The following is a 22,388-nucleotide window of genomic DNA, read 5'->3' on the forward strand; positions in this document are numbered from 1 at the left end:
CACCAAGCCTAATGGCCCGCAGGCGCCGCGGCCGCAGGCCGGAGGATCAGCCGTTGCCGCCGCCGCGGCCCGGGCCGCCGTTTCCGACGCCGCCGCCGCCCTGATTGCCGTTGCCGTTGCCCGGACCGCCGTTCCCGCCGCCGTTCCCGCCGCCGTTGCCGTTCCCATTCCCGCCGCCGTTGCCGCCGCCGTTGCCCGGGCCGCTGTTGTCGCCTCCGTCGTCGTCCACGACGGAGGGCGGAGGCGCCTCGGTCGGCGCCTCGCTGGGGATTACCGAGGGCACCGCCGGGGTCGTGGGCTCCGGGTCGGGCGTCGTGGCAGCCAGCGTCGTCGCCCAGATGGCGGCCACCAACGCGATCGCAACGAGGCTCGCCACCATCAGCAGCGCGAGAAGTCGCCGTCGGCGTCGCGGGTCGGTCCGTGTCACCGGCGCGGTCTGGCGGATCGCCGATGCCGCGACGGGATCGACGGGATCTGTCGCCTCGCCGGGGGGAATCGCGCCCGGGAGAGTCACGTCACCGCTCGCCGGCGCGCCGTGCGTGCTCGCGCCGGCCTCCGGACCCGCGCCGGAGCCGGCCGCGCCGCCCGCACCCCCGGCCCCCGGACCCCCGACGCCCGCCGCGGGCAGCATCATCGTGGGCCGCGTCGCCAGGCTGACCGCCTGCGTCGGCTGACCGATCGTCGACGTGTCCATCGACCCCGCCGCGAGCTTCGCCGTCGCCTGGGCGACCTCGAGCGCCGTGGGCCGGTCGTCCGGGCGCGTCGCGGTCATGCCCCGCAAGAGCCCCTGCCACGCCGGATCGAGCTCCTGTGGGATCGGCGGCGGAGAGATCAGGCGCGCGGTGAGCGCACCGATGCCCTCGGCATCGGCATACGGCCTCGTGCCGGTGAGTGCCTCGATGAGCATGATCCCGAACGAGTACACGTCCGACGCCGGCTGCGGCGGCGCACCCTGCGCCTGCTCCGGCGCGATATAGGCGGCGGTTCCCATCACGAGTCCGGGAGTGGTGACGCGCGCCGAGTCGAGGAGGAACGCGATGCCGAAGTCGGCGAGCTTCGCGTGCCACGTCGGGCCGGGCAGCGGCGACGGGCCCAGCAACACGTTCGAGGGCTTGACGTCGCGGTGGACGATGCCGGCCGAGTGCGCCACATGGAGGCCCTCTGCCACGTCGACGGAGATGCGGGCGACGTCCCGCTCGTCGATCGGCCCCTTGCTGATGAGATCGCGCAGGGTGATGCCCTCGACGTACTCCATCACGATGTAGCTGCCGTCGAGGTCCGAGATGCGGGCGTCGAACACCGTCACGATCGAGTGGTGGTTGAGCGACGCCAGCACCTTCGTCTCGGCGCGGGCGCGCTCGAGCATCGCCGGTCCATCGAGCGGGTTCCGCAGCAGCTTGACCGCGATCGTGCGATCCAGATGCGTGTCTTCGGCGCGGTAGACCCGCGCCATGCCGCCTTCGCCGATGCGCTCCTCGAGCCGGTATCGGCCGTCGAGCAGCTCACCCGTCGAGATGTCCTCGACCTCACGCAGGTCTGTCACTCTTCCTCCCCGCTGCGAACCGCCGCACAGGGGGGTCGCGGCACTTCGAGCTGAGTTCCAACGTAGGCAGAGGCTCCGCCGGTGACATGCCCCTTGACGTCGGGCAGGATCGGTGCAACTCGTCCGGTTGCCGAGTACGGCATGCTGGAGGGCATGGTCATCGACGGCCTCGACATCCCGGACGACGGAACGACCCGCATCGATCGTGTCGGCGTGCTCCTGGCTCGCACGGCAGAAGGCGACGAGTCCGCGTTCGCCCGCCTGTACGATCTGCTGGCGCCGCGCGTGTTCGGGCTGGCCCTGGCGACGGTGGGCGATCGCGCGCAGAGCGAGCAGGTCCTGCAGGACGTGTTCCTCGAGGTCTGGCGCGCCGCCGCGCGTTTCGCGTCGTCCGGCGAACGCGGGCGTCCGTGGGTGCTCGCCATCGCCCAGCGCCGCGCGGCCGACGCGGCGCGTGGGCGCGCCGGTGACGGGCAGCCGTCCTCGTCGACGGATGCCGCGACCACCGCCGTCGCGACCGCCGATGCCGCACCGCCGCTCACGATGCGCTCGAGCCTGCTTGCGCAGATCGCCGCGTCTCCGCAGGTGCCGCCGGTCGAGGCATCCGTCGTCGCCGCCGCGCTCGAACAGGGTGAGGCTGTCGCCATGCCGCAGCGCGCCGCGCCGGACCGGACGGACCATCCCATGGTGGAGCCGGCGCCGACCACGACGGTGATCCAGGCCATGTCGCGACGCAACTGGACGCGGGCGGTCGTCGGCCTCGCGGTCGCACTGGTCGTGCTGGTCGGGCTCGGGTACGTCGCCGCGACCATCAACGAGGTGCTCACGCGCCCGCCGACGCTGGCCGCACTCGACGAGATCGAGGCCGCGCCCGACGCTGTCTCGGCGACGGTGGCGCTGGACGACGGCGGCTCGGCGACAGCCCACTGGTCGCCCTCGCTCGGGGAAGCGGTGCTCGTGACGACGGATCTCCGCGCCATCGGCGCGAACGAGGTGCTCGAGATCTGGTGGGTCCAAGACGGCCAGTACACGCCTGCGGGCACGTTCGATCCGGGTCCGGACGGCTCGGCGACGGTGCAGCTGGAGGGCGACTGGCAGGAGGGCGCCGTCATCGCGGTGACGGTCGCGCCCGAGGACGCCCCGGCGGAGGGGACGCCGACGGAGCGCCCGATCTTCGAGATCCCCACCGGGTAGCCCGGCGCAGCTCGCCCAACGGCGGTTGCGGCTAACGTGGTGCCGTGGCATCCGCCCCGCAATCTCCTCAGACCCTCGTGCACCTGCGTCGTGCCCGCGACCTGATCGACCGTGACTACGCCCTGCCCCTCGACGTGCCGACGATGGCCGCGAAGGCGCTCATGTCGCCGGCGCACTTCTCTCGCGAGTTCAAGGCGGCGTACGGCGAGACGCCCTACGCGTACTTGATGACCCGGCGCATCGAACGGGCGATGGCTCTGCTGCGGAACGGATCGACGGTGACGGATGCCTGCATCGCGGTGGGTGCGACGTCGCTGGGCTCGTTCAGCTCGACCTTCACTGAGATCGTCGGCGAGACTCCGAGCGCGTACCGGGCCCGCCCGCACGACGCCGCCGAGGTGATGCCGCTGTGCATCGCGAAGATCCTCACGCGGCCGACGCGCTACGCGTGAGGCGGCCCCTGCCCGAACCGAGCAGGATCGGAGAAGCACGGCCGGCAGCGGCGCCCTAGCGTGGATGCCATGACCAGCATCTCTCTCGCATACAGCCCCATCACCGTCGACGACGTCGACGCCGCGATCCCGTTCTACCGCGACGGTCTCGGCCTCGAGATCGTCAACGATGTCTCGTACGACGGCCACCGGTGGGTGAGCTTCGGGTTCGCCGGGCAGGCCGGGCTGTCGCTCGTGGTGTCGGACCCGACCGCAGGACGCTCGCCCGAGGACGGCGACGCCCTCCAGCGCCTCATCGTGAAGGGCTCCGGTCCCGGCCCCTACGTGTTCACCACCGACGACCTCGACGCCACCTTCGAGCGCCTGCGCGCGTTCGGGGCGGAGGTGCTCCAGGAGCCGATCGAACAGGGATGGGGAGCGAAGGACTGCGCGTTCCGCGACCCGTCCGGCAACCACATCCGCATCAACCAGGCCTGAGACCGGGGTCGATCATGTGCCTGCCGTGGGCCGCCGCCCTGCGCCAGCCGGCTCCCGTGCTCGTCGCGGCGGGTAGCGTGGAGCAGGTGAGCGAGGAGTCCAGAGAGTTCCACAAGCCCGTCCGCCGGCCGGCCGAGCTCTTCGACCGGCTGTACTCGGCCGAGGATCCCGCCGAGGTGTCGCGGATCGCCCACTCGACGGCGCACGCGCTGCTCGCACGCGTGCGCACCGACCCCGACGCCGGGGTGATCGACCGTCTCATCGCCTTCACCGATCAGCACGGCATCGACGACATCGCCGAGCTGTGGTCGCGGTCGCCGGCGAAGACGCTGCCCGGAGCCCTCTGGCGGCTGTACCTGCTGCAGCTCATGATCCACGACGATCCGCGCACGGCCGCGCTCCTGTACGAGCGCGGCCGTGCCGAGCTCTCGTCGGCCGACGAGGTCGTGGCAGGAGCGCCGTCACCCGCCGGCCCCGACGAGCTCGTCGCCCTGGTCGACACGATCATGCGCGGACTGTTCGAGGGGGACTTCGCCGTCGCGCTCGACCGCGCGGCCGCGTTCTGCCGCATCCAGGCGTCGGGTGCGACGCATGTCGCCGACGACTACGAGGCCACCGAGCCGGATCGGGCGTCGTCGTTCACCACCCGTGCGCTGCGGCTCTCGGACTACGCCGCCGACCTCGCCGCTTCCGCGGGCCTGTGGCGACGCGACGCCCTCACCTGAGGCATCCGTCCGTGCCTTGACCCGGCACGCATCAACGCTCCTTCGTCGCATTGATCCGCACTGCGTCAAGTGCCGGGCCGCAGAACGCCTCTCGGCGCGAGGCCGCTCGCAGCGGCAGAAGATGGAGCCCGGGGTTACTGCGGCCCGGCCGATCCAGTGTAACCGAGGAGACGGGGCAGGCATTCCCGAGGTCGTAGGCTCGGTGGCATGGCCTGGCGTTTCGCGCTCGTGATCGACCCCGCGGCATCCGACGACCCCCGCACCGACTTCAGCGGCACCTTCACGCCGATCGACGTGGCGGCGCCGGCGCTGAGCGTGGGGGAGATGAGCACGCAGCGCGGCGACGGCATCTTCGAGTCGATCGGCGTCGTCGACCGGCACGCGCAGGAGGTCGGCCCGCACCTGGATCGGCTCGCGCACTCCGCGGCGCTGTGCGACCTGCCGGTGCCGCATCGTGAGCAGTGGCGGCAGGCGGTCGAGGTCGCCGCGGAGCACTGCCCCCCGCACGGGGAGGCGGTGATCAAGCTCATCCTCAGCCGCGGCGTCGAGCACGGTCCGACGCCGACCGCGTGGGTGACCGCCGCCGAAGCGCCCGACAACACCCGCGTCCGCGAACGCGGCATCCGGGTCGTGACACTCGACCGCGGCTACGGCCTCGACACGCCCGCGAAGGCGCCGTGGCTGCTGCTGGGCGCCAAGACCCTGTCGTACGCGGTGAACATGGCGGCGATCCGGGAAGCGCGCCGCCGGGGCGCCGACGACGCGATCTTCGTGACCTCCGACGGGTTCGTCCTCGAGGCCCCCACGGCCTCGCTCATCCTCCGCGTCGACGGGCGGTTCGTCACGCCCGCGCCCAACGGCGGCATCCTTCACGGGACGACGCAGCTGAGCCTGTTCGCACACCTCGCCGAGCACGGCCACGAGGTCGCCTATGAGACGGTGCCGGTGTCGGCGATGGCGCAGGCGGATGCCGCGTGGCTGGTGTCGAGCGTGCGCCTCGCAGTGCCGATCACGGCGATCGACGCCGTCGAGGTTCCGGTGGACGCCGAGCTGACGGCATCCTTCAATCAGTACCTGCTGAGCCCGCGGGACTGAGCCCCGCCTCCGGCGGTCATCCGAATCGACCCGAGACGTAGTCCTCGGTCGCCTGCACGGAGGGCGTCGTGAAGATCGTCCTGGTGTCGTCGTACTCGATGAGCTTGCCGGGCTTGCCGGTGCCGGCGATGTTGAAGAACGCCGTCTTGTCGCTCACGCGCGATGCCTGCTGCATGTTGTGCGTGACGATGACGACGGTGTACTCGTTCTTCAGCTCGCCGATCAGCTCCTCGATCGCGTAGGTCGAGATGGGGTCGAGGGCCGAGCAGGGCTCGTCCATCAGGATGACCTCGGGCGAGACCGCGATCGCACGGGCGATGCACAGACGCTGCTGCTGACCGCCCGAGAGGCCCGAGCCCGGCTTGTCGAGGCGGTCCTTGACCTCGTTCCAGAGGTTCGCGCCGCGCAGCGACTTCTCGACGAGAGCGTCGGCGTCGGACTTCGGCATCCGCTTGTTGTTGAGCTTGACTCCGGCCAGCACGTTCTCGCGGATCGACATCGTGGGGAACGGGTTGGGGCGCTGGAAGACCATGCCCACCTGGCGCCGCACGAGCACCGGGTCGATGTTCGGGCCGTACAGGTTCTCGCCGTCGAGGAGCACCTCGCCCTCGACGCGCGCGCCGGGGATGACCTCGTGCATGCGGTTGAGGGTGCGCAGGAACGTCGACTTGCCGCATCCCGACGGGCCGATGAACGCGGTGACGCTGCGCGGCTCGATGTCGAGCGCGACGCCCTCGACGGCCAGGAAGTCGCCGTAGTAGACGTTGAGGTCGTTGACTTCGATGCTCTTGGACATGTTCCCTGTCAGTTCTTTTCGGGTGGGATGCTCAGCGGCCGAGCTTGGGCGAGAAGACCTTCGCGATGATGCGCGCGATGAGGTTCAGGAGCATCACGATGACGATGAGGGCGAGAGCCGCGCTCCACGCCCGGTCGATGTACGCCTGGGCGGGGATGCCCTGGTTCATGTACTGCGAGTACGCGAACACCGGCAGCGTCATCATGCGGCCGTTGAAGAGGTCGTAGTTCATGGAGGTGGCGACGCCTGCGGTCAGCAGCAGCGGCGCGGTCTCGCCGATGACGCGCGAGATCGACAGCATGACGCCCGTGGTGATGCCCGCCATCGAGGTCGGCAGCACGACCTTGGCGATCGTGCGCCACTTGGGCACACCGAGCGCGAGCGACGCCTCGCGCAGCTCGTTCGGCACGAGGCGCAGCATCTCTTCCGTGGAGCGGACCACGACCGGGATCATGAGCACCGACAGCGCGATCGAGCCCATGATGCCCATGCGGATGCCCGGACCGAAGATGAGGGCGAAGACGGCGTAGGCGAACAGACCCGCGACGATCGACGGGATGCCGGTCATCACGTCGACGAGGAACGTGATGCCGCGTGCGAGCCGGTTGCCGGCGCCGTACTCGATGAGGTAGATGGCCGTGAAGATTCCGATCGGGATGGAGATGACGGCGGCTGCCACCGTGATGAGCAGTGTCCCGACGATGGCATGCAGCGCGCCGCCGCCCTCGCCGACGACGTTGCGCATCGACGACGTGAAGAACTCCGCCGACAGCCCCGCCACGCCGTTGACCAGCACCGTGGCCGCCACCGACACCAGCGGGACCATCGCGATGCCGAACGCGATCGTGACGACGCCCGTGACCAGTCGGTCGACGCCCTTGCGGCGCCCCTCGACGAGGCTCGAGAGCACCACGATGAGCACGAGGTAGAGGATCGCTCCGACGACGGCCCACCCGGCCAGGTTGAACGGGTCACCCGCGCCGAGCGAGGGGATGGCGAAGATCACGGCGCTGACGACGGCGCTCGCGGCGAGGATCGCCCACGGCGCCCAGCCCGGGAGGTGGCCGCTCGTGAGACGCGGGCTTTCGCGGACGACCGACTGCGGTGGCGTCTGCGGGGGAGCGGTGGTCACGGTCATGTCAGTTCGCTCCCGAGAATTCCTTGCGGCGGCTGACGATCCATCGGGCGATGGCGTTGACCGCGAAGGTGACGATGAAGAGGATGAGGCCGGTGGCGATCAGCACGTTGATGTTGACGCCGTACGCCTCGGGGAAGGTCAGCGCGATGTTCGCGGGGATGGTGCCCGGGTTCTCGGACGTGAAGAGCTCAAACGTCACGATGTTGGCGACCGAGAGCACCATGGCGACCGCCATCGTCTCGCCGAGCGCGCGGCCGAGGCCGAGCATCGACGCCGAGACTATGCCGCTGCGGCCGAAGGGGAACACCGCCATGCGGATCATCTCCCAGCGGGTCGCGCCGAGGGCGAGTGCCGCCTCCTCGTGGAGGACCGGGGTCTGCAGGAAGATCTCGCGGCAGATCGCGGTGATGATGGGCACGACCATGACGGCCAGGACGATCGCGGCGGTGAAGATGGTGCGTCCGGTGCTGGACACCGTGCCGCCGAAGAGCGGGAACCACCCCATGTTCGCGTTCAGCCACGCGTAGACAGGCTGGACGGCCGGGGCGAGCACGAGGATGCCCCACAGGCCGAAGACGACGGAGGGCACCGCCGCGAGCAGGTCGACGAGGTAGCCGAGACCCTGCGCGAGACGGCGCGGTGCGTAGTGGGAGATGAAGAGGGCGACCGAGACGGCCAGCGGCACGGCCATCAGCAGGGCGAGGAACGACGCCCACACGGTGCCGAACGCGAGCGGCCAGACGTACTGCCAGAAGTTCCCGCTGAGCAGGCTCGCGTTCTCGCTCGTCGCGGTGAGGCCCGGGACGGACTGGACGATGAGGAAGATCGCGACGGCGGCGAGGGTGACGAGGATCATCACGCCGGCGCCGAGCGCGGTTCCCGAGAACCAGCGGTCCCCTGGCCGCTGCTTGACCTTGCCCGCGGCCGGGGCGGTCGTCGTGGTCATGGTGTCCTTCTGCTGGTTCGGGTTGTCGAAGGTGTACCCGGCCCGATCCGCAGGATCGGGCCGGGTACGACGGTATTACTCCGTGACGATCGTGTCGATCGCGGCGTTGACCTGCTCGCGCAGGGTGTCCGAGATCGGCGCCGAGCCGGCGGCGGCAGCGGCCGCGTCCTGGCCCTCGGCGCTCGCCACGTACTGGAGGTAGCCCTTGACGATCGGGGCGACCGACGCGTCGGCGTACTCCTGGCACGCGATCATGTAGCTGATGAGGACGATCGGGTAGACGCCCGCCTCGGTCGAGGTGCGCTGCAGCTCGATCGCGAGGTCGGCCTCGCCGCGGCCCTCTTCGAACGGCGACGCGTCGACGATGGCGGCGGCAGCCTCGGGCGAGTACGCCACGAACTCGTCGCCGACCTGTACGGCAGCGGTCGAGAGGCCCTCCTCGGCGGCGCGCGACGCGTCGGCGTAGCCGATCGTGCCGTTGCCGCCGGCGACGGCCGACACGACGCCCGAGGTGCCCTGGGCGGCCTCGCCGCTCGAGAGCGGCCACACGCCGTCGGCCTCCGAGGTCCACACGTCGGGTGCGGCCTGGTTGAGGTAGTCGGTGAAGTTCTCGGTGGTGCCCGAGTCGTCCGCGCGGTGCACGGGCGTGACGGCCAGGTCGGGCAGCGTCGCGTCGGGGTTGAGCGCGGCGATCGCCGGGTCGTTCCAGTTGGTGATCGTGCCGGCGAACAGGCCTGCGATGGTCGCGGGGTCGAGGTTGAGCGCGTCGACGCCCTCGATGTTGAAGATGACCGCGATCGGCGAGATGTAGGTCGGGAGCTCGACGATTCCCGAGCCGTCGACGCAGCCGTCGAACGGCCCCTCGTCGATCTCGTCGACCGTGAAGGCGCGGTCCGAGCCCGCGAACGGGAACGCACCGGCCTGGAACGACTCGCGGCCCGCGCCGGAGCCGGCGGGGTCGTACGTGATGGTGACGCCGGGGTTCGCGGTCTGGAAGCCGGCGGTCCACGCCTGGACGGCGACCTCCTGCGCGGACGAACCACCGCCGGCGATCTCGCCGGACAGGGTCGAGTCGGGCGCGTCGGTGTTGCCGCCTCCGGGGTTCTCGTTCGAGGCGCAGCCGGCGAGGGCGAGGGCCGCGACTGCGGCGACAGCGCCCACCTGGGCGATGCGAGAGATCTTCACTGTGTGAATCCTTCACGTGTCAGGGATGGATGCCCGGATTTCGGGCTTCCGGGGCGAACCCGGTGCGGGGTTCGCTCTGAAACGTAGGCGCGGACTCTTAAGAGAGTGGGCTCAGCAGGTGAACGGAAGGTGAACGGGCTCCAGCGTGCACGTGGATCCGTGCGACGATACAGGGTCGCCCGTTCACCTGCGGATGCCTCAGATCTTGGGGATGTGGGTCTCGATCGCGACGATCCCCGACCCGGGGTTGTCGACCGAGAGGTGCACCACCGAGAACGCCGCGGGCTCGAGCGCCGAGGCGCTGCCGAGATAGGACCCGCGCAGGGTGCCGGTGGCCAGCGCGATCTCGCTCATGATGTCCGGCAGCACCGGGCCGTGGCTGCACAGCACGGCGGGCTTGCGCGCGCGGACGCGCTCGCCGACGATCTTGCGCGGGTCGGAGGTGCCCTCCTCCCACGCGTCCTGCCCGATGAGCTTCGTCGTCCCGACCTTGCGGTCGAGAGCCGCCGAGAGGGGTGCCAGCGTCGTGACGCAGCGGGTCGCGGGGCTCGAGATCAGCTTGCGGGCGCCGAACGACACGAGCGGTCCGACGATGGACTTCGCCTGCTTCTCGCCTCGCGGCGACAGCGGGCGTGCGGCATCCTTCCCCTGCCAGTCGCCGCGTTCGACGGCCTTGGCGTGCCGCAGCACGATGATCGGGAAGGTGCGGAGCACGCCCTCCTCGATAAGTCGCACGAAGTTCTCGACGATCTCGACGTCGACGGGGTAGCTGAGGCGCGCGAGCGCCTTCTTGGGCTTGACCCACTCCAGCGCGGCGATCTCTTTGTTGGGGACGAACGCCGATGCCCGGATCGCGGCATCCGTCGCCTCGGCCGCCCAGTAGTGCACGATCTTGGTGCGCTTGCTCGGGAGGTGATACCTCGAGACGCCCACCGGCACGCCGAGCGCGACACGGATGCCGGTCTCTTCGTGGATCTCGCGGGCCGCCGTCTCGGCGAGCATCTCACCGGGATCGACCTTGCCCTTGGGCAGCGTCACATCGCGGTACTTGGTGCGGTGGATGAGGAGAATGCGCAGCTTGTCGTCGACGACGCGCCACACGACGCCCCCCGCCGCGTAGACGGCGGTCTCGGTCATCGCACCGCCCGTGCACGTCGGCGGCGCTGCACGTTCGCCATGGTCTTGTCCTGCAGGTCGACGAGGATCTTGCCGTCGTCGTCGATGTTGTGGCGCACCCACTCGCCGTCGGGACCGAGGTGCCACGAGCTCGTGCCGTCGCTCATCGCGAGGTCGAACAGGTCGATCAGCTCCTTGACGTGCGCGGGCGACGACACGCGCACCAGCGCCTCGACCCGCCGGTCGAGGTTGCGGTGCATCATGTCGGCGCTGCCGATGTACACGGTGGGCTCGCCGTCGCCGTGGAACGCGAAGATGCGGGAGTGCTCGAGGTAGCGCCCGAGGATCGAGCGGACCGTGATGTTCTCGCTCATGCCCGGCACACCCGGCTTCAGCGAGCAGATGCCGCGCACCCACACCTCCACCTTCACACCCGCCTGGCTGGCACGGTACAGCGCGTCGATGATCTGCTCGTCGACCATCGAGTTCACCTTGATGCGCACGCTCGCCGTCTTGCCGTCCAGGGCGTTGCGGCGCTCCTTCTCGATGAGACGGAGCAGTCCCTTGCGCAGGTGCAGCGGAGCCACGAGCAGGCGCTTGAACTTCTTCTCGATCGCGTAGCCGCTCAGCTCGTTGAACAGTCGCGTGAGATCCCGGCCGACCTGGTCGTCGGCGGTGAAGAGGCCGAAGTCCTCGTAGATGCGGCTGGTCTTCGGGTTGTAGTTGCCGGTGCCGACGTGGCTGTAGCTGCGCAGCACGCCGTTCTCCTCGCGGATGACGAGCGCGAGCTTGCAATGGGTCTTGAGGCCGACCAGGCCGTAGACGACGTGCACGCCGGCCTTCTCGAGCTTGCGCGCCCACACGATGTTGTTCGCCTCGTCGAAGCGGGCCTTGATCTCGACCAGCGCGAGCACCTGCTTGCCCGCCTCGGCCGCGTCGATCAGCGCCTCGACGATGGGGCTGTCGCCCGACGTGCGGTACAGCGTCTGCTTGATGGCGAGGACGTGCGGATCCTTCGCGGCCTGCTCGAGGAAGGCCTGCACGCTCGTCGCGAACGACTCGTACGGGTGATGCACGAGGACGTCGCCCTTGCGGATCGACGAGAAGATGTCGGCGCGCTCGTTGTTGTCGCCGGGCTGGAAGGCGAGCGCCGTCGTCGGCACGTGCGGCTTGTACCGCAGGTCGGGGCGGTTGATGCGCCCGAGGTCGAAGAGGCCGCGCAGGTCGAGCGGCCCGGGGAGGCGGTAGACCTCCTGCTCGGTGATGTCGAGCTCCTTGAGCAGCAGGTCGAGCGTCAGCTCGTCCATGTCGTCGGTGATCTCGAGGCGGATCGGCGGACCGAACCGCCGGCGCAGCAGCTCGGCCTCGAGCGCCTGGATGAGATTCTCGGTCTCGTCCTCCTCGATCACGACGTCTTCGTTGCGGGTGAGGCGGAAGGCGTGGTGGTCGAGCACCTCCATGCCGGGGAAGAGGTCGTCGAGGTGGCTCGAGATGAGGTCCTCGAGCGGCAGGAGCCGTACGACGCCGTCGATGCGCGGGAGCTCGATGAACCGGGGGAGCATCGGGGGCACCTTCAGGCGCGCGAACTCCTGGCGGCCGGTGCGGGCGTTGCGGATGCGGATCGCGAGGTTCAGCGACAGGCCCGAGATGTAGGGGAAGGGGTGCGCCGGGTCGACCGCGAGCGGCATCAGCACCGGGAACACCTGCGACTGGAAGTAGTCGTACAGTCCCTCGCGCTCGTCTTCGTCGAGGGTGTCGTACGAGACGACCGCGATGCCGGCATCCGCCATCGCGGGCTTGACCAGCCTGGTCCACGCGTCGGCGTGCCGCACCTGCAGGCGGTGCGCCTCGGCCGAGATGTCGGTGAGCACGTCGGCGGGGGAGCGGCCGACGTTCGTCGGCACGGCCAGGCCCGTGACGATGCGACGCTTCAGGCCCGCGACCCGCACCATGAAGAACTCGTCGAGGTTGCTCGCGAAGATCGCGAGGAAGTTCGCGCGTTCGAGCACGGGCAGGCTCGGGTCCTCGGCGAGCTCGAGCACGCGCTGGTTGAACGAGAGCCAGCTCACCTCTCGGTCGAGGTAGCGGTGGTCGGGCAGCTGCGCGTCGAACTCCTCCGACTGGTCGAAGTCGTCGTCGTCCGCATCGCCCAAGCCGGCGTCGAGCACGTCGGGTTCGATCATCCCCTCATCATTGCAGGGTCGTATGACCAGGGTGTGAACACCGTGGATGATGACGGATGCCGACCCTGCGGCATCCGCGGGCCTCAGGCGTCGCTGCGCTCGCGGGGCGCGGGGATCTGGTCGTCCTCGTAGACGTTGAAGCGGTAGCCGACGTTGCGCACCGTTCCGATGAGCTGCTCGAGATCGCCGAGCTTCGCGCGGAGGCGCCGCACGTGCACGTCCACGGTGCGCGTGCCGCCGAAGTAGTCGTAGCCCCACACCTCGCTCAGCAGCTGCTCGCGCGTGAACACCCGGGACGGGTGCGTGGCGAAGAAGTGGAGGAGCTGGAACTCCTTGTACGTCAGGTCGAGCGGCTTGCCGTGCACTTTCGCCGAGTACGAGGACTCGTCGATCGTGATGCCGGACGTCTGGATGCGCGTCGAGACCTGCTCGGTGGTCTGCCGCCCGATCGCGAGCCTGATGCGGGCATCGACCTCGGCCGGGCCCGCCGTCATGAGGATGACGTCGTCGACGCCCCAGTCGGTCGAGACCGCGGTGAGCCCGCCCTCGGTCACGATCAGCAGCAGCGGCGCGTCGAGACCGGTCGTGTTCAGGATCTTGCACAGCGACTTCGCGCCCACGAGGTCCACGCGCGCGTCCACGAAGATGACGTCGGCGCTGGGCGCGTTCACCAGCTGCGCGGGCTCCGCCGGGATCTGGCGCACGCGGTGGCTCAGGAGTTCGAGCGAAGGCAGAACGGGGCCGCCTCCGTGCGTGGAGCTCAGAACCAGGAGCTGTGCCAATGCGTCGCCTTCCGGGCGCGTGGGCGCGCGCCGTGCACCCAGTGTAGGGCGTGCGCGGTGCTCGCTCGGCTCGTGCGACGACTCCGGGGGCGCCTCGCGGGCGCGTGGCGGGGCGACGGCGGGTCGCCGGCGATGCGGCCGGCGCCGATCTGCGGGATGATAGCGACGTGGCCGTGCCAGAACTCGCCCCCCGCCGCACCTTCGGCGGCATCGTCGCCGTATGGGTCGTCGCCGCGGTCCTCGCTGTCGTCATCGGCGTCCTCGCGACGCAGGAGTGGCGGGCCGCGTGGCTGGGCGTCGGGCTCGGCGGCTGCCTGATCCTGGCCTTCGCGGTGCAGTTGTGGTCGGGACGGTCGCAGGGGTTCACCGAGCGCGTCGCGGCGAGCATCTTCGGCGCCGTCCTCGTGATGGGCGTCATCAGCCTGGGATTCGGGCTGGCCGCCGTCGTTCCCGGTTAGACTTCCCCCATGGATCTTGTCGCGCTCGAACTGTTCTTCGTGGGCCTTCTGGGTCTGGCCATGCTCGCGATCGTCTTCGTGTCCGCGGTCGTCCTGAAGAACCTCTACCGCGGCCAGCGCTGATCGGCGCCTCGTGATCGAGCTGCCGACCGACCTCCCTGCGGAGCTGGTGCCGTTGTCATGGCTCGTGGGCGTGTGGGAGGGCACCGGAGTCATCGACTACGGCGAGCACGCGTTCTCGGGCGAGTTCACCCACCGCGTGAGCTTCAGCCACGACGGCGGCGACTACCTGAACTACTCCGCCGAAGCCTGGCTCCACGGCGAGGACGGCGCCCGCACGCGCCTGGTCGCCGAACTCGGCTACTGGCGCATCGCGCGCACCGCGACCGATGCCGACCCCGGTCCCGGACTGCTGCCGCCCACCGCCGATCCCGTCACCCGGACCGCCGACGACATCGAGCGGCTGCGCAACGCCGAGGGCGGCTTCGACATCGAGGTCGCGCTCGTGCACGCCGACGGGGTCTCGGAGCTGTACCTCGGCCAGATCCGCGGCCCTCGCATCGACATCGCGACCGACGCCGTCGTGCGCCCGGCCGGCACCAAGGCGTACGCGGCCGCCACGCGCATGTACGGCCTCGTCGACGCGCACCTGCTGTGGGCGTGGGATGTCGCGGCGCTGGGCTTCGAGCTCGGCTCGCACGCGTCGGCGCGCCTCGCGCGGGTGGACTGATGGCGAACGCTTTCGCGCACCTGCCCGGCGCCGTCGTGGACGACACCGGGCTGCGTCACGTCGGCAATCCGCTCATCGAGCAGCGGCGCCTCCACGACGGCGATGCCGTCGCACCGCTCGGCGACCGCGCGGTGATCGCGGTCCCGGGCGAGGACCGCCTGTCGTGGCTGGACTCGCTCTCGTCGCAGGCGCTCACGCGACTCGAGCCCGGCGTGGGCACCGAGCTGCTCGTGCTCGACCCGCGCGGACACGTCGAGCATGCGGCATCCGTCGTCGACGACGGCGAGACCACGTGGCTCATCGCCGACCGGGACGACGCCCCGCGGCTGCTGGAGTGGCTGCGCAAGATGCGGTTCCGCCTGCGGGTCGACCCCCGCGCGGCCGACGAGGACTTCGCCGTGATCGGCGGGACCCCGGCCGCCCTCGAGCGGGTCGCCGCCGCCGCTCCGGCCGGCGTGCCGCTGGTGTGGAACGACCCGTGGCCGCAGCCGGGCGCCGGCGGGTACGCGTACGCCGTCGTCGACCCGCATCCGGGTGCGGAGCGCGTCTGGGCCGAGGCGATCGTCACGCGCGACGAGGAGCGGCGGATCGCGGAGGCCGCGGCGACGGGCGAGATCGAGATCGCAGGCCTCGCGGCCGTCGACGCGCTGCGTGTCGCGGCGTGGCGTCCCCGCTGGTCCGCCGATGTCGACGAGCGCGCGCTGCCGCACGAACTGGACTGGCTCCGCACCGCGGTGCATCTCGACAAGGGCTGCTACCGCGGCCAGGAGACCGTGGCGAAGGTCCACAACCTCGGTCACCCGCCCCGGCGCCTGGTCGCCCTGCAGCTCGACGGCAGCGGCAGCGTGCTGCCCGAGCGCGGAGCAGCGGTGCGGATCGGCGACGATGCAGTCGGCACCGTGACCTCGGCGGCGCTGCACTACGAAGAGGGCCCGATCGCACTCGCCGTCGTGCGCAGGACGACGCCCGTCGATGCGAGTATGACCGTCGACACTCCGGACGGCCCGGTCGCGGCGGCGCAGGAGGTCGTGGTGCCGCCCGACGCCGGCGCCACCGCCGGCGTCCCCCGGATCACGCGGCTGTCGCGCCGCGCCTCTGCACAGTAGGCGTTCGTGAGCGGCGACGCCGAGTCGACCCCCCTCACCCGGCCCGTGCCGACCGGGTGGCGCGCCCGCGTCGACCTGCGGCCCAACGTCTGGAGGGTCCGCGACTCGGCGATCGCGATCGCGCAGATCACGGTGGCCGCCACCGCCGCGTGGGCGTTCTGCCTGTACGTGCTGGGGCATCCTGCACCCCTTCTGGCGGCGACGGTCACCATCACCAGTCTCGGGCTGGTGCGCGACGCGCGTCCCCGCCGGGTGCTCGAGACCGTCGTGGGCATGCTCGTCGGGATCCTCGTCGCGGACGCCTTCGTGCTCGTCGTGGGTCCCGGGTGGTGGCAGCTCGCGCTCGCGCTCGGGGCGACCCTGCTCGTCGCGCGGTTCCTCTCTCCGTACCCGCCTTTCGCGATCATGGCCGCCGTGCAGGCGGTCATCGTCATGTCGCTGCCGGCGGCCGAGCCCTTCGCGCGCTTGATCGACGGCGCTGTGGGCGGTGTCGCCGCGCTCGTGGCGACGGCGTTGATCCCGCGCAATCCGCGGCGTGAAGAGGTGCGCGACGGCCGCGCGGTCTTCTCCGCGGCCGACGATGCGGCCCGCACCATCGTGCAGGCGCTGCGCCGCGGCGACGCGTTGCGCGCGGCGAGGGCGCTCGAGAAGGCCCGCGCGATCGCGGTCCACGTCGACAACTGGCGCGCGTCGCTGGATTCCAGTCTGGCGGTGGCCGGGTTCTCGCCGTGGCTGCGTCCGCAGCGTGCCGAGCTGCGGCGCCATCGTGCGGTGCTCGAGGCGATGGATCTCGCCACCCGCAACCTGCGCGTGGTCGCGCGACGCGCGGTGTACCTGTGCGACGACGGGGAGCGCCGACCGGTGCTGGCCGACCTGGTCGCGGAGCTCATGCGTGCAGCGAGACTCGTGGACGAGAGTCTCGACGACATCGCCCTGCAGCCGGCGGCGCGCGAGGCGGTGCGCGCCGTCGCCGTGCGGCTCGATCCGGTCGCGATCCTTCCGCACGGCTCGGTGAGCGAGCAGAACCTGATCACGGCGCTGCGTCCGCTCGCCGTGGACCTCCTCACCGCGACGGGCATGCCGTCGGCCGAAGCACGAGCCGTCGTGCCGCGGGTGTGACGCTCACGCGGGGCGGACGGCCTCCCACGGCAGCGTCAGCTCGCCCAGCCGCCATCGCGAGCGCTCCTGCAGCGGCCATCCGGCTGCTGCGAGGGCGGCCAGCGTCGTGCGCCAGCGGTGCCTCGCGCCGAACGGCGACACCGCGGCGGTGCGATCCCACTCCGCGTCCAGCGCGCTGAACAGGCGATGCACCCGCTCGCCGGGCACGTTCCGGTGGATGAGGGCCTTCGGCAGCCGCTCCGCGGCGATCGACGGATGCTGCAGCCCGGCGACGCGGAGCGAGATCGTGAGCGTGCGCGGGACGGCGTCGTCGCCGACGGCCACCCACGTGGCGATGCGGCCGATCTCGTCACAGGTGCCCTCCACGAGGAGCCCTCCCGGTGCGAGCCGCGCGGCCATGGACTCCCAGGCGCGCGTCACCTCGGTCTCGTCGTACTGACGCAGCACGTTCATCGCGCGGATGACGGCGGGGCGGCGACCACCGGGGACGGGCACCTCGAACCCGCCGCGCGCGAACGACACGCGCGAGTCGGCGGCGAACCCGGTGTCGCCCGCGCGCACCTGCTCCAGCTGCGCACGGGCGCGCGCGACGCGCGCCGGGTCGATCTCGAGGCCGAGCACCTCGACGTCGGGGCGGACGCTCACGAGGCGCGCATACTGCTCGAACGCCGTCACACCGCTGGCTCCGTAGCCGAGGTCGACAACGAGCGGATCGGCCGCCCGCCGCAGCACCGGGTGGCGGGCGATCCACCTGTCCACGCGCCGCAGCCGGTTCGTGCCGGTCGTCCCGCGGGTGGTCTGGCCGACCACCCGTCCGGGGACGGAGCGCGCAGGAGCCATGCCCCTATCGTCGCATCCGAAAAGGCGGCATCCCTGCGCCGATATCATGGGGCGCATGACCGCGCCCTATACGCTCATCCTCCTCCGCCACGGCCAGAGCGAGTGGAACAAGACCAACCAGTTCACCGGCTGGGTCGATGTCCGGCTCACCGACCAGGGCAAGGCCGAGGCCCAGCGCGGCGGCGAGCTGCTCGCCGAGTCCGGCATCCTGCCCGACGTGCTCCACACGTCCGTGCTGAGCCGCGCCATCCAGACCGCCGACATCGCCCTCGACGCGGCCGATCGGCTCTGGATCCCGGTCAAGCGCTCGTGGCGGCTGAACGAGCGCCACTACGGAGCCCTGCAGGGCAAGGACAAGGCGCAGACCCTCGAGGAGTTCGGCAACGAGCAGTTCATGCTGTGGCGCCGGTCGTTCGACGTGCCGCCGCCGCCGCTTCCGGCCGACGACCAGTACAGCCAGGTGGGCGACCCCCGCTACGTCGGAATCGACGGCGAGGTTCCCGACACCGAGTCGCTCAAGATCGTGATCGACCGCATGCTGCCGTACTGGCACAGCGACATCGTGCCCGACCTCAAGGCCGGAAAGACGGTCCTCGTCACCGCCCACGGCAACTCGCTGCGCGGCCTCGTGAAGCACCTCGACGGCATCAGCGACGCCGACATCGCGGAGCTCAACATCCCCACGGGCATCCCGCTGGTGTACCGCCTCGACGAGAACCTCCAGCCGTTGGGCGCGGGGGAGTACCTCGACCCCGAGGCCGCCGCCGCCGGCGCCGCGGCCGTCGCCAATCAGGGCAAGGCCTGACACCGCTCGCCGCCGTTTCGTCTCGCCTCGCTCGCTCAACGACCGGGGGCGCCGTTTCGTCTCGCTTCGCTCGCTCAACGACCGGGGGCCCCGGTCGTTGAGCGAGGGAGCGTAGCGACCGAGACGAAACGCCGCGAGCCGACGTACGACGTCGTCCGCAGCGTTTCGCCGGCTCGGTGACCGGAACGGCCGGTGCCGCTTACTCCGGCGTCGTAACGATCGGGATCGCGTCGGTCGCGGCCGTCCACTCGCCCGTCGAGAGGTAGAGCACCTTCTTGGCGACCGAGACCGCGTGGTCGGCGAACCGCTCGTGGTACCGGCTGGCCAGCGTCGCGTCGACCGTCGCTGCGGCCTCGCCCTGCCAGCTGTCGCTGAGCACCTTCTCGAACACCGACAGGTGCAGCTCGTCGAGCTTGTCGTCGGCGTTGCGGATCGGGTCGATGAAAGCCAGATCCTGCGTGCGCAGCAACTCGGCGAGCTGGCGCGCGGCCTCGACGTCGAGCTGCCCCATCTTCAGGAACGTCGACTTCAGGCCCTTCGGGATCGCCCGCTCGGGGAAGCGCATGCGCGTGAGCTGCGCGATGTGCTCGGCGATGTCGCCCATGCGCTCGAGCGACGCGCTCATGCGCAGCGCGCTCACGACGATGCGCAGGTCGCGGGCGACCGGCTGCTGCCGCGCGAGGATCTCGATCGCCAACTCGTCCAGTGCGACGGCCTTCTCGTCGATGACGGCGTCGGCCTCGATGACCTCCTCCGCCAGTGCCACGTCGCTGGTGCCGAACGCTCGTGTCGCCTTGTCGATGGCGATGGTGACGAGCTCGGCGATCTCGACGAGACGGCCCTGCACGTCCTCGAGAGACTGGTGGAAGACTTCGCGCATAGAACGCACCTTTCCTGGTTTCGGGCAGGCATCGCCCCGGGCCCCGCGATTCTCGTCACCGAAGGTTAACGAACGGTGCCCTCGCGGTGAATAGTAGTCGCCACGGTGTCGGGGGTCCTCCGAGACGGCGAGGAGCGCACGCGGCGTGCCCTTACGCTGTCTGCATGGACACGACGCAGCTCGCGCTGCTCGCCCTCCTCGCGGGGGTGGTCATCGGCAGCTCGATCTCGGCGGTCATCGTCGCCTCTCTGCGCGCACGAGACCGCGCGCGGGCCGACACCTCCCTGCATGTGCCCGCCGGGGTACGTGAGGTGCTGCACGGAATGGACGATGCCGCGGTCGTCGTCGACGCCTCGTTCACGGTGCTGGCCGCCTCGGCCGCCGCGACGCCGTTCGACCTCGTCGAGGGCAGCACGCTGCCCACCGAGGACCTCCGGATCGTTGCCCGCCGGGTCCGGACCGCCGAGGCGGCCACGACCGAGACCATGCGGCTGCGCCGCGGCGCCCCGCCCGCAGAGCCGCGGCTGGTCGTCGTGCGGGCCACCCGGATCTCGTCCCGCCTGACGCTGCTGGTGCTGCGCGACATCACCGAGCGCGAGCGCGTCGAAGAGATGCGGCGCGACTTCGTCGCCAACACCAGTCACGAGCTGAAGACCCCCGTCGGCGCGGTGAGCCTGCTCGCCGAGGCGATCGAGTCCGCCGCCGATGACCCGCCGCAGGTGCGGATCTTCGCCGCGAGGCTCTCGGCCGAGGCATCCCGGCTCGCCCTGCTCACCTCGCGCATCATGAACCTGTCGCGCCTGCAGGCGTCGGACGAGCTCACCGAGCAAGACGTCTCGATCGACGAGGTGGTGGCATCGGCGCTCGACGCGCACGCCATCCAGGCGGACTCCGCCGGCGTCGAGGTCGTGCGCGGCGGCGCTCGCGGACTCTACGTGCGCGGCGACGCCCAGGTGCTGAGCGAGGCCGTCGGCAACCTCATCGCCAACGCGATCGCCTACTCACCGCAGGGGTCGAGCGTCGGCGTCGGGATCAAGGCCGCCGAGGGCATCGTCGAGATCGCGGTCACCGACCGCGGCATCGGCATCGCCGAGGGCGAGCAGGACCGCGTGTTCGAGCGCTTCTACCGCGCCGACCCCGCCCGCGCGCGCCGCACCGGCGGCAGCGGACTGGGGCTGTCGATCGTCAAGCACGCCGTGCAGCGGCACGGCGGCGAGGTGCGGCTGTGGTCGCGACCCGGCCGCGGATCGACTTTCACGATCCGCCTGCCGCAGATCGAGGCGCCCGCCGCAGATCCCACCCCCAAGCGCGGCCGCAAGAAGAAGCGCGCCACGGCGACGCCGGCTCGCCCCGCCACCACGCCAGTCGGCACGAACGGAGACCCCGCATGACACGCGTCCTGATCGTCGAGGATGAGCCGGACCTCGCGGACCCGCTCGCCTACCTGCTGCGCCGCGAGGGCTACGACGTCGAGATCGCCGAGGACGGCCCGACCGCGCTCGCCTCGTTCCGCGAGCGCGGCGCCGACATCGTGCTGCTCGACCTCATGCTGCCCGGGATGCCGGGGACCGAGGTGTGCCGGCAGATCCGCACGACGTCGTCGGTGCCGATCATCATGCTCACCGCGAAGGACTCCGAGGTCGACATCGTGGTGGGCCTCGAGCTGGGCGCCGACGACTACGTCACCAAGCCCTACTCCGCACGCGAGCTGCTCGCGCGCATGCGGGCGGTGCTGCGGCGCTTCTCGCAGCTCGACGCCGACCTGGAGGACCGGGTCCTGGAGGGGGGCCGCGTCGTGCTCGACATCGACCGGCACACGGTCGCGGTCGACGGCGGCGAGATCAACATGCCGCTCAAGGAATTCGAGCTCCTCGAGGTGCTGATGCGCAATGCGGGCCGGGTGCTCACGCGCGGCCAGCTCATCGACCGTGTGTGGGGGAGCGACTACTTCGGCGACACCAAGACGCTCGACGTGCACATCAAGCGGATCCGCTCGCGCATCGAGAAGAACCCCGGGTCGCCCGAGATGCTGGTGACGGTGCGCGGACTCGGGTACCGGTTCGAGGGCTGACCCCGCTCGGCGCGCCGTGATGCCGTGGCGTCGCGCTGCCGTAGGCGGCGCGGCCGGGGCTCAGGGTGCGAGCGGCGCGAGGTAGTCGAGCGTGCCGTCGAGCACGGGGACCGAGGTGAGCTCGCCCGCGGCGTCGCCCGACTGGAAGAAGGCGACGATGTCGGCGCCGGGCGGCGTGTCGAGATCCTCGATGAGGATCGGCTCCTCGCCGTCCTCGGCTCCCAGGCTGAGCGTCCTGTTCGCCGGCACCCGCACGGTGACCGAGACGCGGGACGAGCCCTCGCCGAACTCGATGCGCAGCGTGTGCGACTCGTCGGTCTCGTTGATGAGCGCGGCGACGAAGTTGCCCTCCGACCCGCTCTCGTCCGCGACGATCTGCGCGTTGCGCACCTGCACGGGGCCTGACTCGAACACGTTGATGCCCTCGGCGGCGGCGTAGTCGATCGTGGTCGCCTGCGGGGAGACCATGCTGCAGCCGGTGGTGCCGAGGACGAGTGCTGCTCCGACGGCGAGCGACGCGAGGAGGCGCGGGTTCCTCGGAGTGAGTGCCGCCGCGGGGACTCTTGCCGCCGAGACATTGTGGCGGTGCATCGAAATCACAGATCCTCCCAGGACGGACGACGGCTTCCTCAGCATTCTAGGGGGTCGTCTGTCGGGCCGTGATCGTGGCGCGGCGCCGCGTTCCACGCGGCGGGCGGAGAACCTTAGCGTATTTCTCCTGTGGTATCCTGGAGGTTGCCGAAAGGA

Annotated in this window: 23 protein-coding genes; 12 read left to right on the plus strand and 11 right to left on the minus strand. The window is 70.8% G+C overall.

Annotated features, from left to right (window positions below; genetic code table 11):
* Positions 1 to 46: 46 nt before the first annotated feature.
* The gene (locus tag IM778_RS04710; protein WP_194410914.1) at positions 47 to 1,543 is read right to left on the minus strand and encodes a serine/threonine-protein kinase; all 1,497 of its coding nucleotides are present in this window, start codon (positions 1,541 to 1,543) and stop codon (positions 47 to 49) included.
* A 153-nt stretch (positions 1,544 to 1,696) separates the two neighbouring features.
* Here IM778_RS04710 and IM778_RS04715 point away from each other — a divergent pair, with 153 nt between their 5' ends.
* The 5 genes from IM778_RS04715 to IM778_RS04735 all read left to right on the plus strand — a co-directional run bounded on the left by IM778_RS04715 (position 1,697) and on the right by IM778_RS04735 (position 5,486).
* A complete protein-coding gene (locus IM778_RS04715; RefSeq protein WP_228484752.1) occupies positions 1,697 to 2,737 on the plus strand; it encodes an anti-sigma factor domain-containing protein in 1,041 nt (346 codons plus the stop codon).
* 44 nt (positions 2,738 to 2,781) lie between these two features.
* Entirely contained in the window at positions 2,782 to 3,189 is a 408-nt protein-coding gene (locus IM778_RS04720; protein WP_194410916.1) for a helix-turn-helix transcriptional regulator, read from the plus strand.
* A 69-nt stretch (positions 3,190 to 3,258) separates the two neighbouring features.
* On the plus strand, positions 3,259 to 3,666 hold the full coding sequence (locus IM778_RS04725) for a VOC family protein (RefSeq protein WP_194410917.1): 408 nt from the start codon (positions 3,259 to 3,261) through the stop codon (positions 3,664 to 3,666).
* An 86-nt stretch (positions 3,667 to 3,752) separates the two neighbouring features.
* Entirely contained in the window at positions 3,753 to 4,391 is a 639-nt protein-coding gene (locus tag IM778_RS04730) for a response regulator transcription factor (protein ID WP_194411730.1), read from the plus strand.
* A gap of 207 nt (positions 4,392 to 4,598) precedes the next feature.
* Positions 4,599 to 5,486 (plus strand): aminotransferase class IV, encoded by an 888-nt coding sequence (locus IM778_RS04735; RefSeq protein ID WP_194410918.1) that lies wholly within the window; start codon positions 4,599 to 4,601, stop codon positions 5,484 to 5,486.
* 16 nt (positions 5,487 to 5,502) lie between these two features.
* On the opposite strand, the gene pstB is transcribed toward IM778_RS04735, so the two are convergent.
* From pstB to IM778_RS04770, 7 genes are all read right to left on the minus strand, one after another.
* A complete protein-coding gene (pstB, locus tag IM778_RS04740; RefSeq protein WP_194410919.1) occupies positions 5,503 to 6,282 on the minus strand; it encodes a phosphate ABC transporter ATP-binding protein PstB in 780 nt (259 codons plus the stop codon).
* Between the two features lie 31 nt (positions 6,283 to 6,313).
* A complete protein-coding gene (gene pstA, locus IM778_RS04745) occupies positions 6,314 to 7,420 on the minus strand; it encodes a phosphate ABC transporter permease PstA (RefSeq protein ID WP_194410920.1) in 1,107 nt (368 codons plus the stop codon).
* A gap of 1 nt (position 7,421) precedes the next feature.
* Entirely contained in the window at positions 7,422 to 8,366 is a 945-nt protein-coding gene (gene pstC, locus IM778_RS04750) for a phosphate ABC transporter permease subunit PstC (protein ID WP_194410921.1), read from the minus strand.
* 75 nt (positions 8,367 to 8,441) lie between these two features.
* Entirely contained in the window at positions 8,442 to 9,551 is a 1,110-nt protein-coding gene (gene pstS / locus IM778_RS04755; RefSeq protein WP_194410922.1) for a phosphate ABC transporter substrate-binding protein PstS, read from the minus strand.
* A gap of 198 nt (positions 9,552 to 9,749) precedes the next feature.
* Positions 9,750 to 10,688 (minus strand): NUDIX hydrolase, encoded by a 939-nt coding sequence (locus tag IM778_RS04760; RefSeq protein WP_194410923.1) that lies wholly within the window; start codon positions 10,686 to 10,688, stop codon positions 9,750 to 9,752.
* Positions 10,685 to 12,850 (minus strand): RNA degradosome polyphosphate kinase, encoded by a 2,166-nt coding sequence (locus IM778_RS04765; protein WP_194410924.1) that lies wholly within the window; start codon positions 12,848 to 12,850, stop codon positions 10,685 to 10,687. The genes IM778_RS04760 and IM778_RS04765 overlap by 4 nt, the downstream gene beginning before the upstream one ends.
* Before the next feature lie 83 nt (positions 12,851 to 12,933).
* Positions 12,934 to 13,632: a winged helix-turn-helix domain-containing protein gene (locus tag IM778_RS04770; protein ID WP_194410925.1), complete on the minus strand. Its 699-nt coding sequence runs from the start codon at positions 13,630 to 13,632 to the stop codon at positions 12,934 to 12,936.
* Positions 13,633 to 13,799: 167 nt separating this feature from the next.
* Between IM778_RS04770 and IM778_RS04775 the strand changes: the two genes are divergently transcribed.
* From IM778_RS04775 to IM778_RS04790, 4 genes are all read left to right on the plus strand, one after another.
* Positions 13,800 to 14,090: a hypothetical protein gene (locus IM778_RS04775; RefSeq protein WP_194410926.1), complete on the plus strand. Its 291-nt coding sequence runs from the start codon at positions 13,800 to 13,802 to the stop codon at positions 14,088 to 14,090.
* A 133-nt stretch (positions 14,091 to 14,223) separates the two neighbouring features.
* Entirely contained in the window at positions 14,224 to 14,820 is a 597-nt protein-coding gene (locus tag IM778_RS04780; protein WP_194410927.1) for a nitrobindin family protein, read from the plus strand.
* Positions 14,820 to 15,926 carry a CAF17-like 4Fe-4S cluster assembly/insertion protein YgfZ gene (ygfZ, locus tag IM778_RS04785; RefSeq protein WP_194410928.1) on the plus strand — a complete coding sequence of 369 codons (1,107 nt, stop codon included), beginning with the start codon at positions 14,820 to 14,822 and terminating at the stop codon, positions 15,924 to 15,926. Before IM778_RS04780 ends, ygfZ begins: the two co-directional genes overlap by 1 nt.
* A 6-nt stretch (positions 15,927 to 15,932) precedes the next feature.
* Entirely contained in the window at positions 15,933 to 17,045 is a 1,113-nt protein-coding gene (locus tag IM778_RS04790; protein ID WP_194410929.1) for an FUSC family protein, read from the plus strand.
* 3 nt (positions 17,046 to 17,048) lie between these two features.
* On the opposite strand, the gene IM778_RS04795 is transcribed toward IM778_RS04790, so the two are convergent.
* Positions 17,049 to 17,885 carry a class I SAM-dependent methyltransferase gene (locus IM778_RS04795; protein WP_194410930.1) on the minus strand — a complete coding sequence of 279 codons (837 nt, stop codon included), beginning with the start codon at positions 17,883 to 17,885 and terminating at the stop codon, positions 17,049 to 17,051.
* Positions 17,886 to 17,940: 55 nt separating this feature from the next.
* Here IM778_RS04795 and IM778_RS04800 point away from each other — a divergent pair, with 55 nt between their 5' ends.
* The gene (locus IM778_RS04800; protein ID WP_194410931.1) at positions 17,941 to 18,690 is read left to right on the plus strand and encodes a phosphoglyceromutase; all 750 of its coding nucleotides are present in this window, start codon (positions 17,941 to 17,943) and stop codon (positions 18,688 to 18,690) included.
* 199 nt (positions 18,691 to 18,889) lie between these two features.
* Here the strand turns inward: IM778_RS04800 and phoU are convergent, their stop codons facing one another.
* Positions 18,890 to 19,570 carry a phosphate signaling complex protein PhoU gene (gene phoU, locus IM778_RS04805; RefSeq protein WP_194410932.1) on the minus strand — a complete coding sequence of 227 codons (681 nt, stop codon included), beginning with the start codon at positions 19,568 to 19,570 and terminating at the stop codon, positions 18,890 to 18,892.
* A 164-nt stretch (positions 19,571 to 19,734) separates the two neighbouring features.
* On the opposite strand from phoU, the gene IM778_RS04810 reads away from it, so the two are divergent.
* Both IM778_RS04810 and IM778_RS04815 read left to right on the plus strand, forming a co-directional pair.
* Positions 19,735 to 20,961: a sensor histidine kinase gene (locus tag IM778_RS04810; protein ID WP_194410933.1), complete on the plus strand. Its 1,227-nt coding sequence runs from the start codon at positions 19,735 to 19,737 to the stop codon at positions 20,959 to 20,961.
* Positions 20,958 to 21,641 carry a response regulator transcription factor gene (locus IM778_RS04815; RefSeq protein WP_194410934.1) on the plus strand — a complete coding sequence of 228 codons (684 nt, stop codon included), beginning with the start codon at positions 20,958 to 20,960 and terminating at the stop codon, positions 21,639 to 21,641. The genes IM778_RS04810 and IM778_RS04815 overlap by 4 nt, the downstream gene beginning before the upstream one ends.
* Positions 21,642 to 21,701: 60 nt before the next feature.
* Here the strand turns inward: IM778_RS04815 and IM778_RS04820 are convergent, their stop codons facing one another.
* Positions 21,702 to 22,232, minus strand: coding sequence for a DNA modification methylase (locus tag IM778_RS04820; RefSeq protein ID WP_194410935.1), 531 nt, complete (start codon positions 22,230 to 22,232; stop codon positions 21,702 to 21,704).
* Between the last annotated feature and the right edge of the window lie 156 nt (positions 22,233 to 22,388).

The organism is Microbacterium cremeum (genome assembly GCF_015277855.1).
GTDB classification, from domain to species: domain Bacteria; phylum Actinomycetota; class Actinomycetes; order Actinomycetales; family Microbacteriaceae; genus Microbacterium; species Microbacterium cremeum.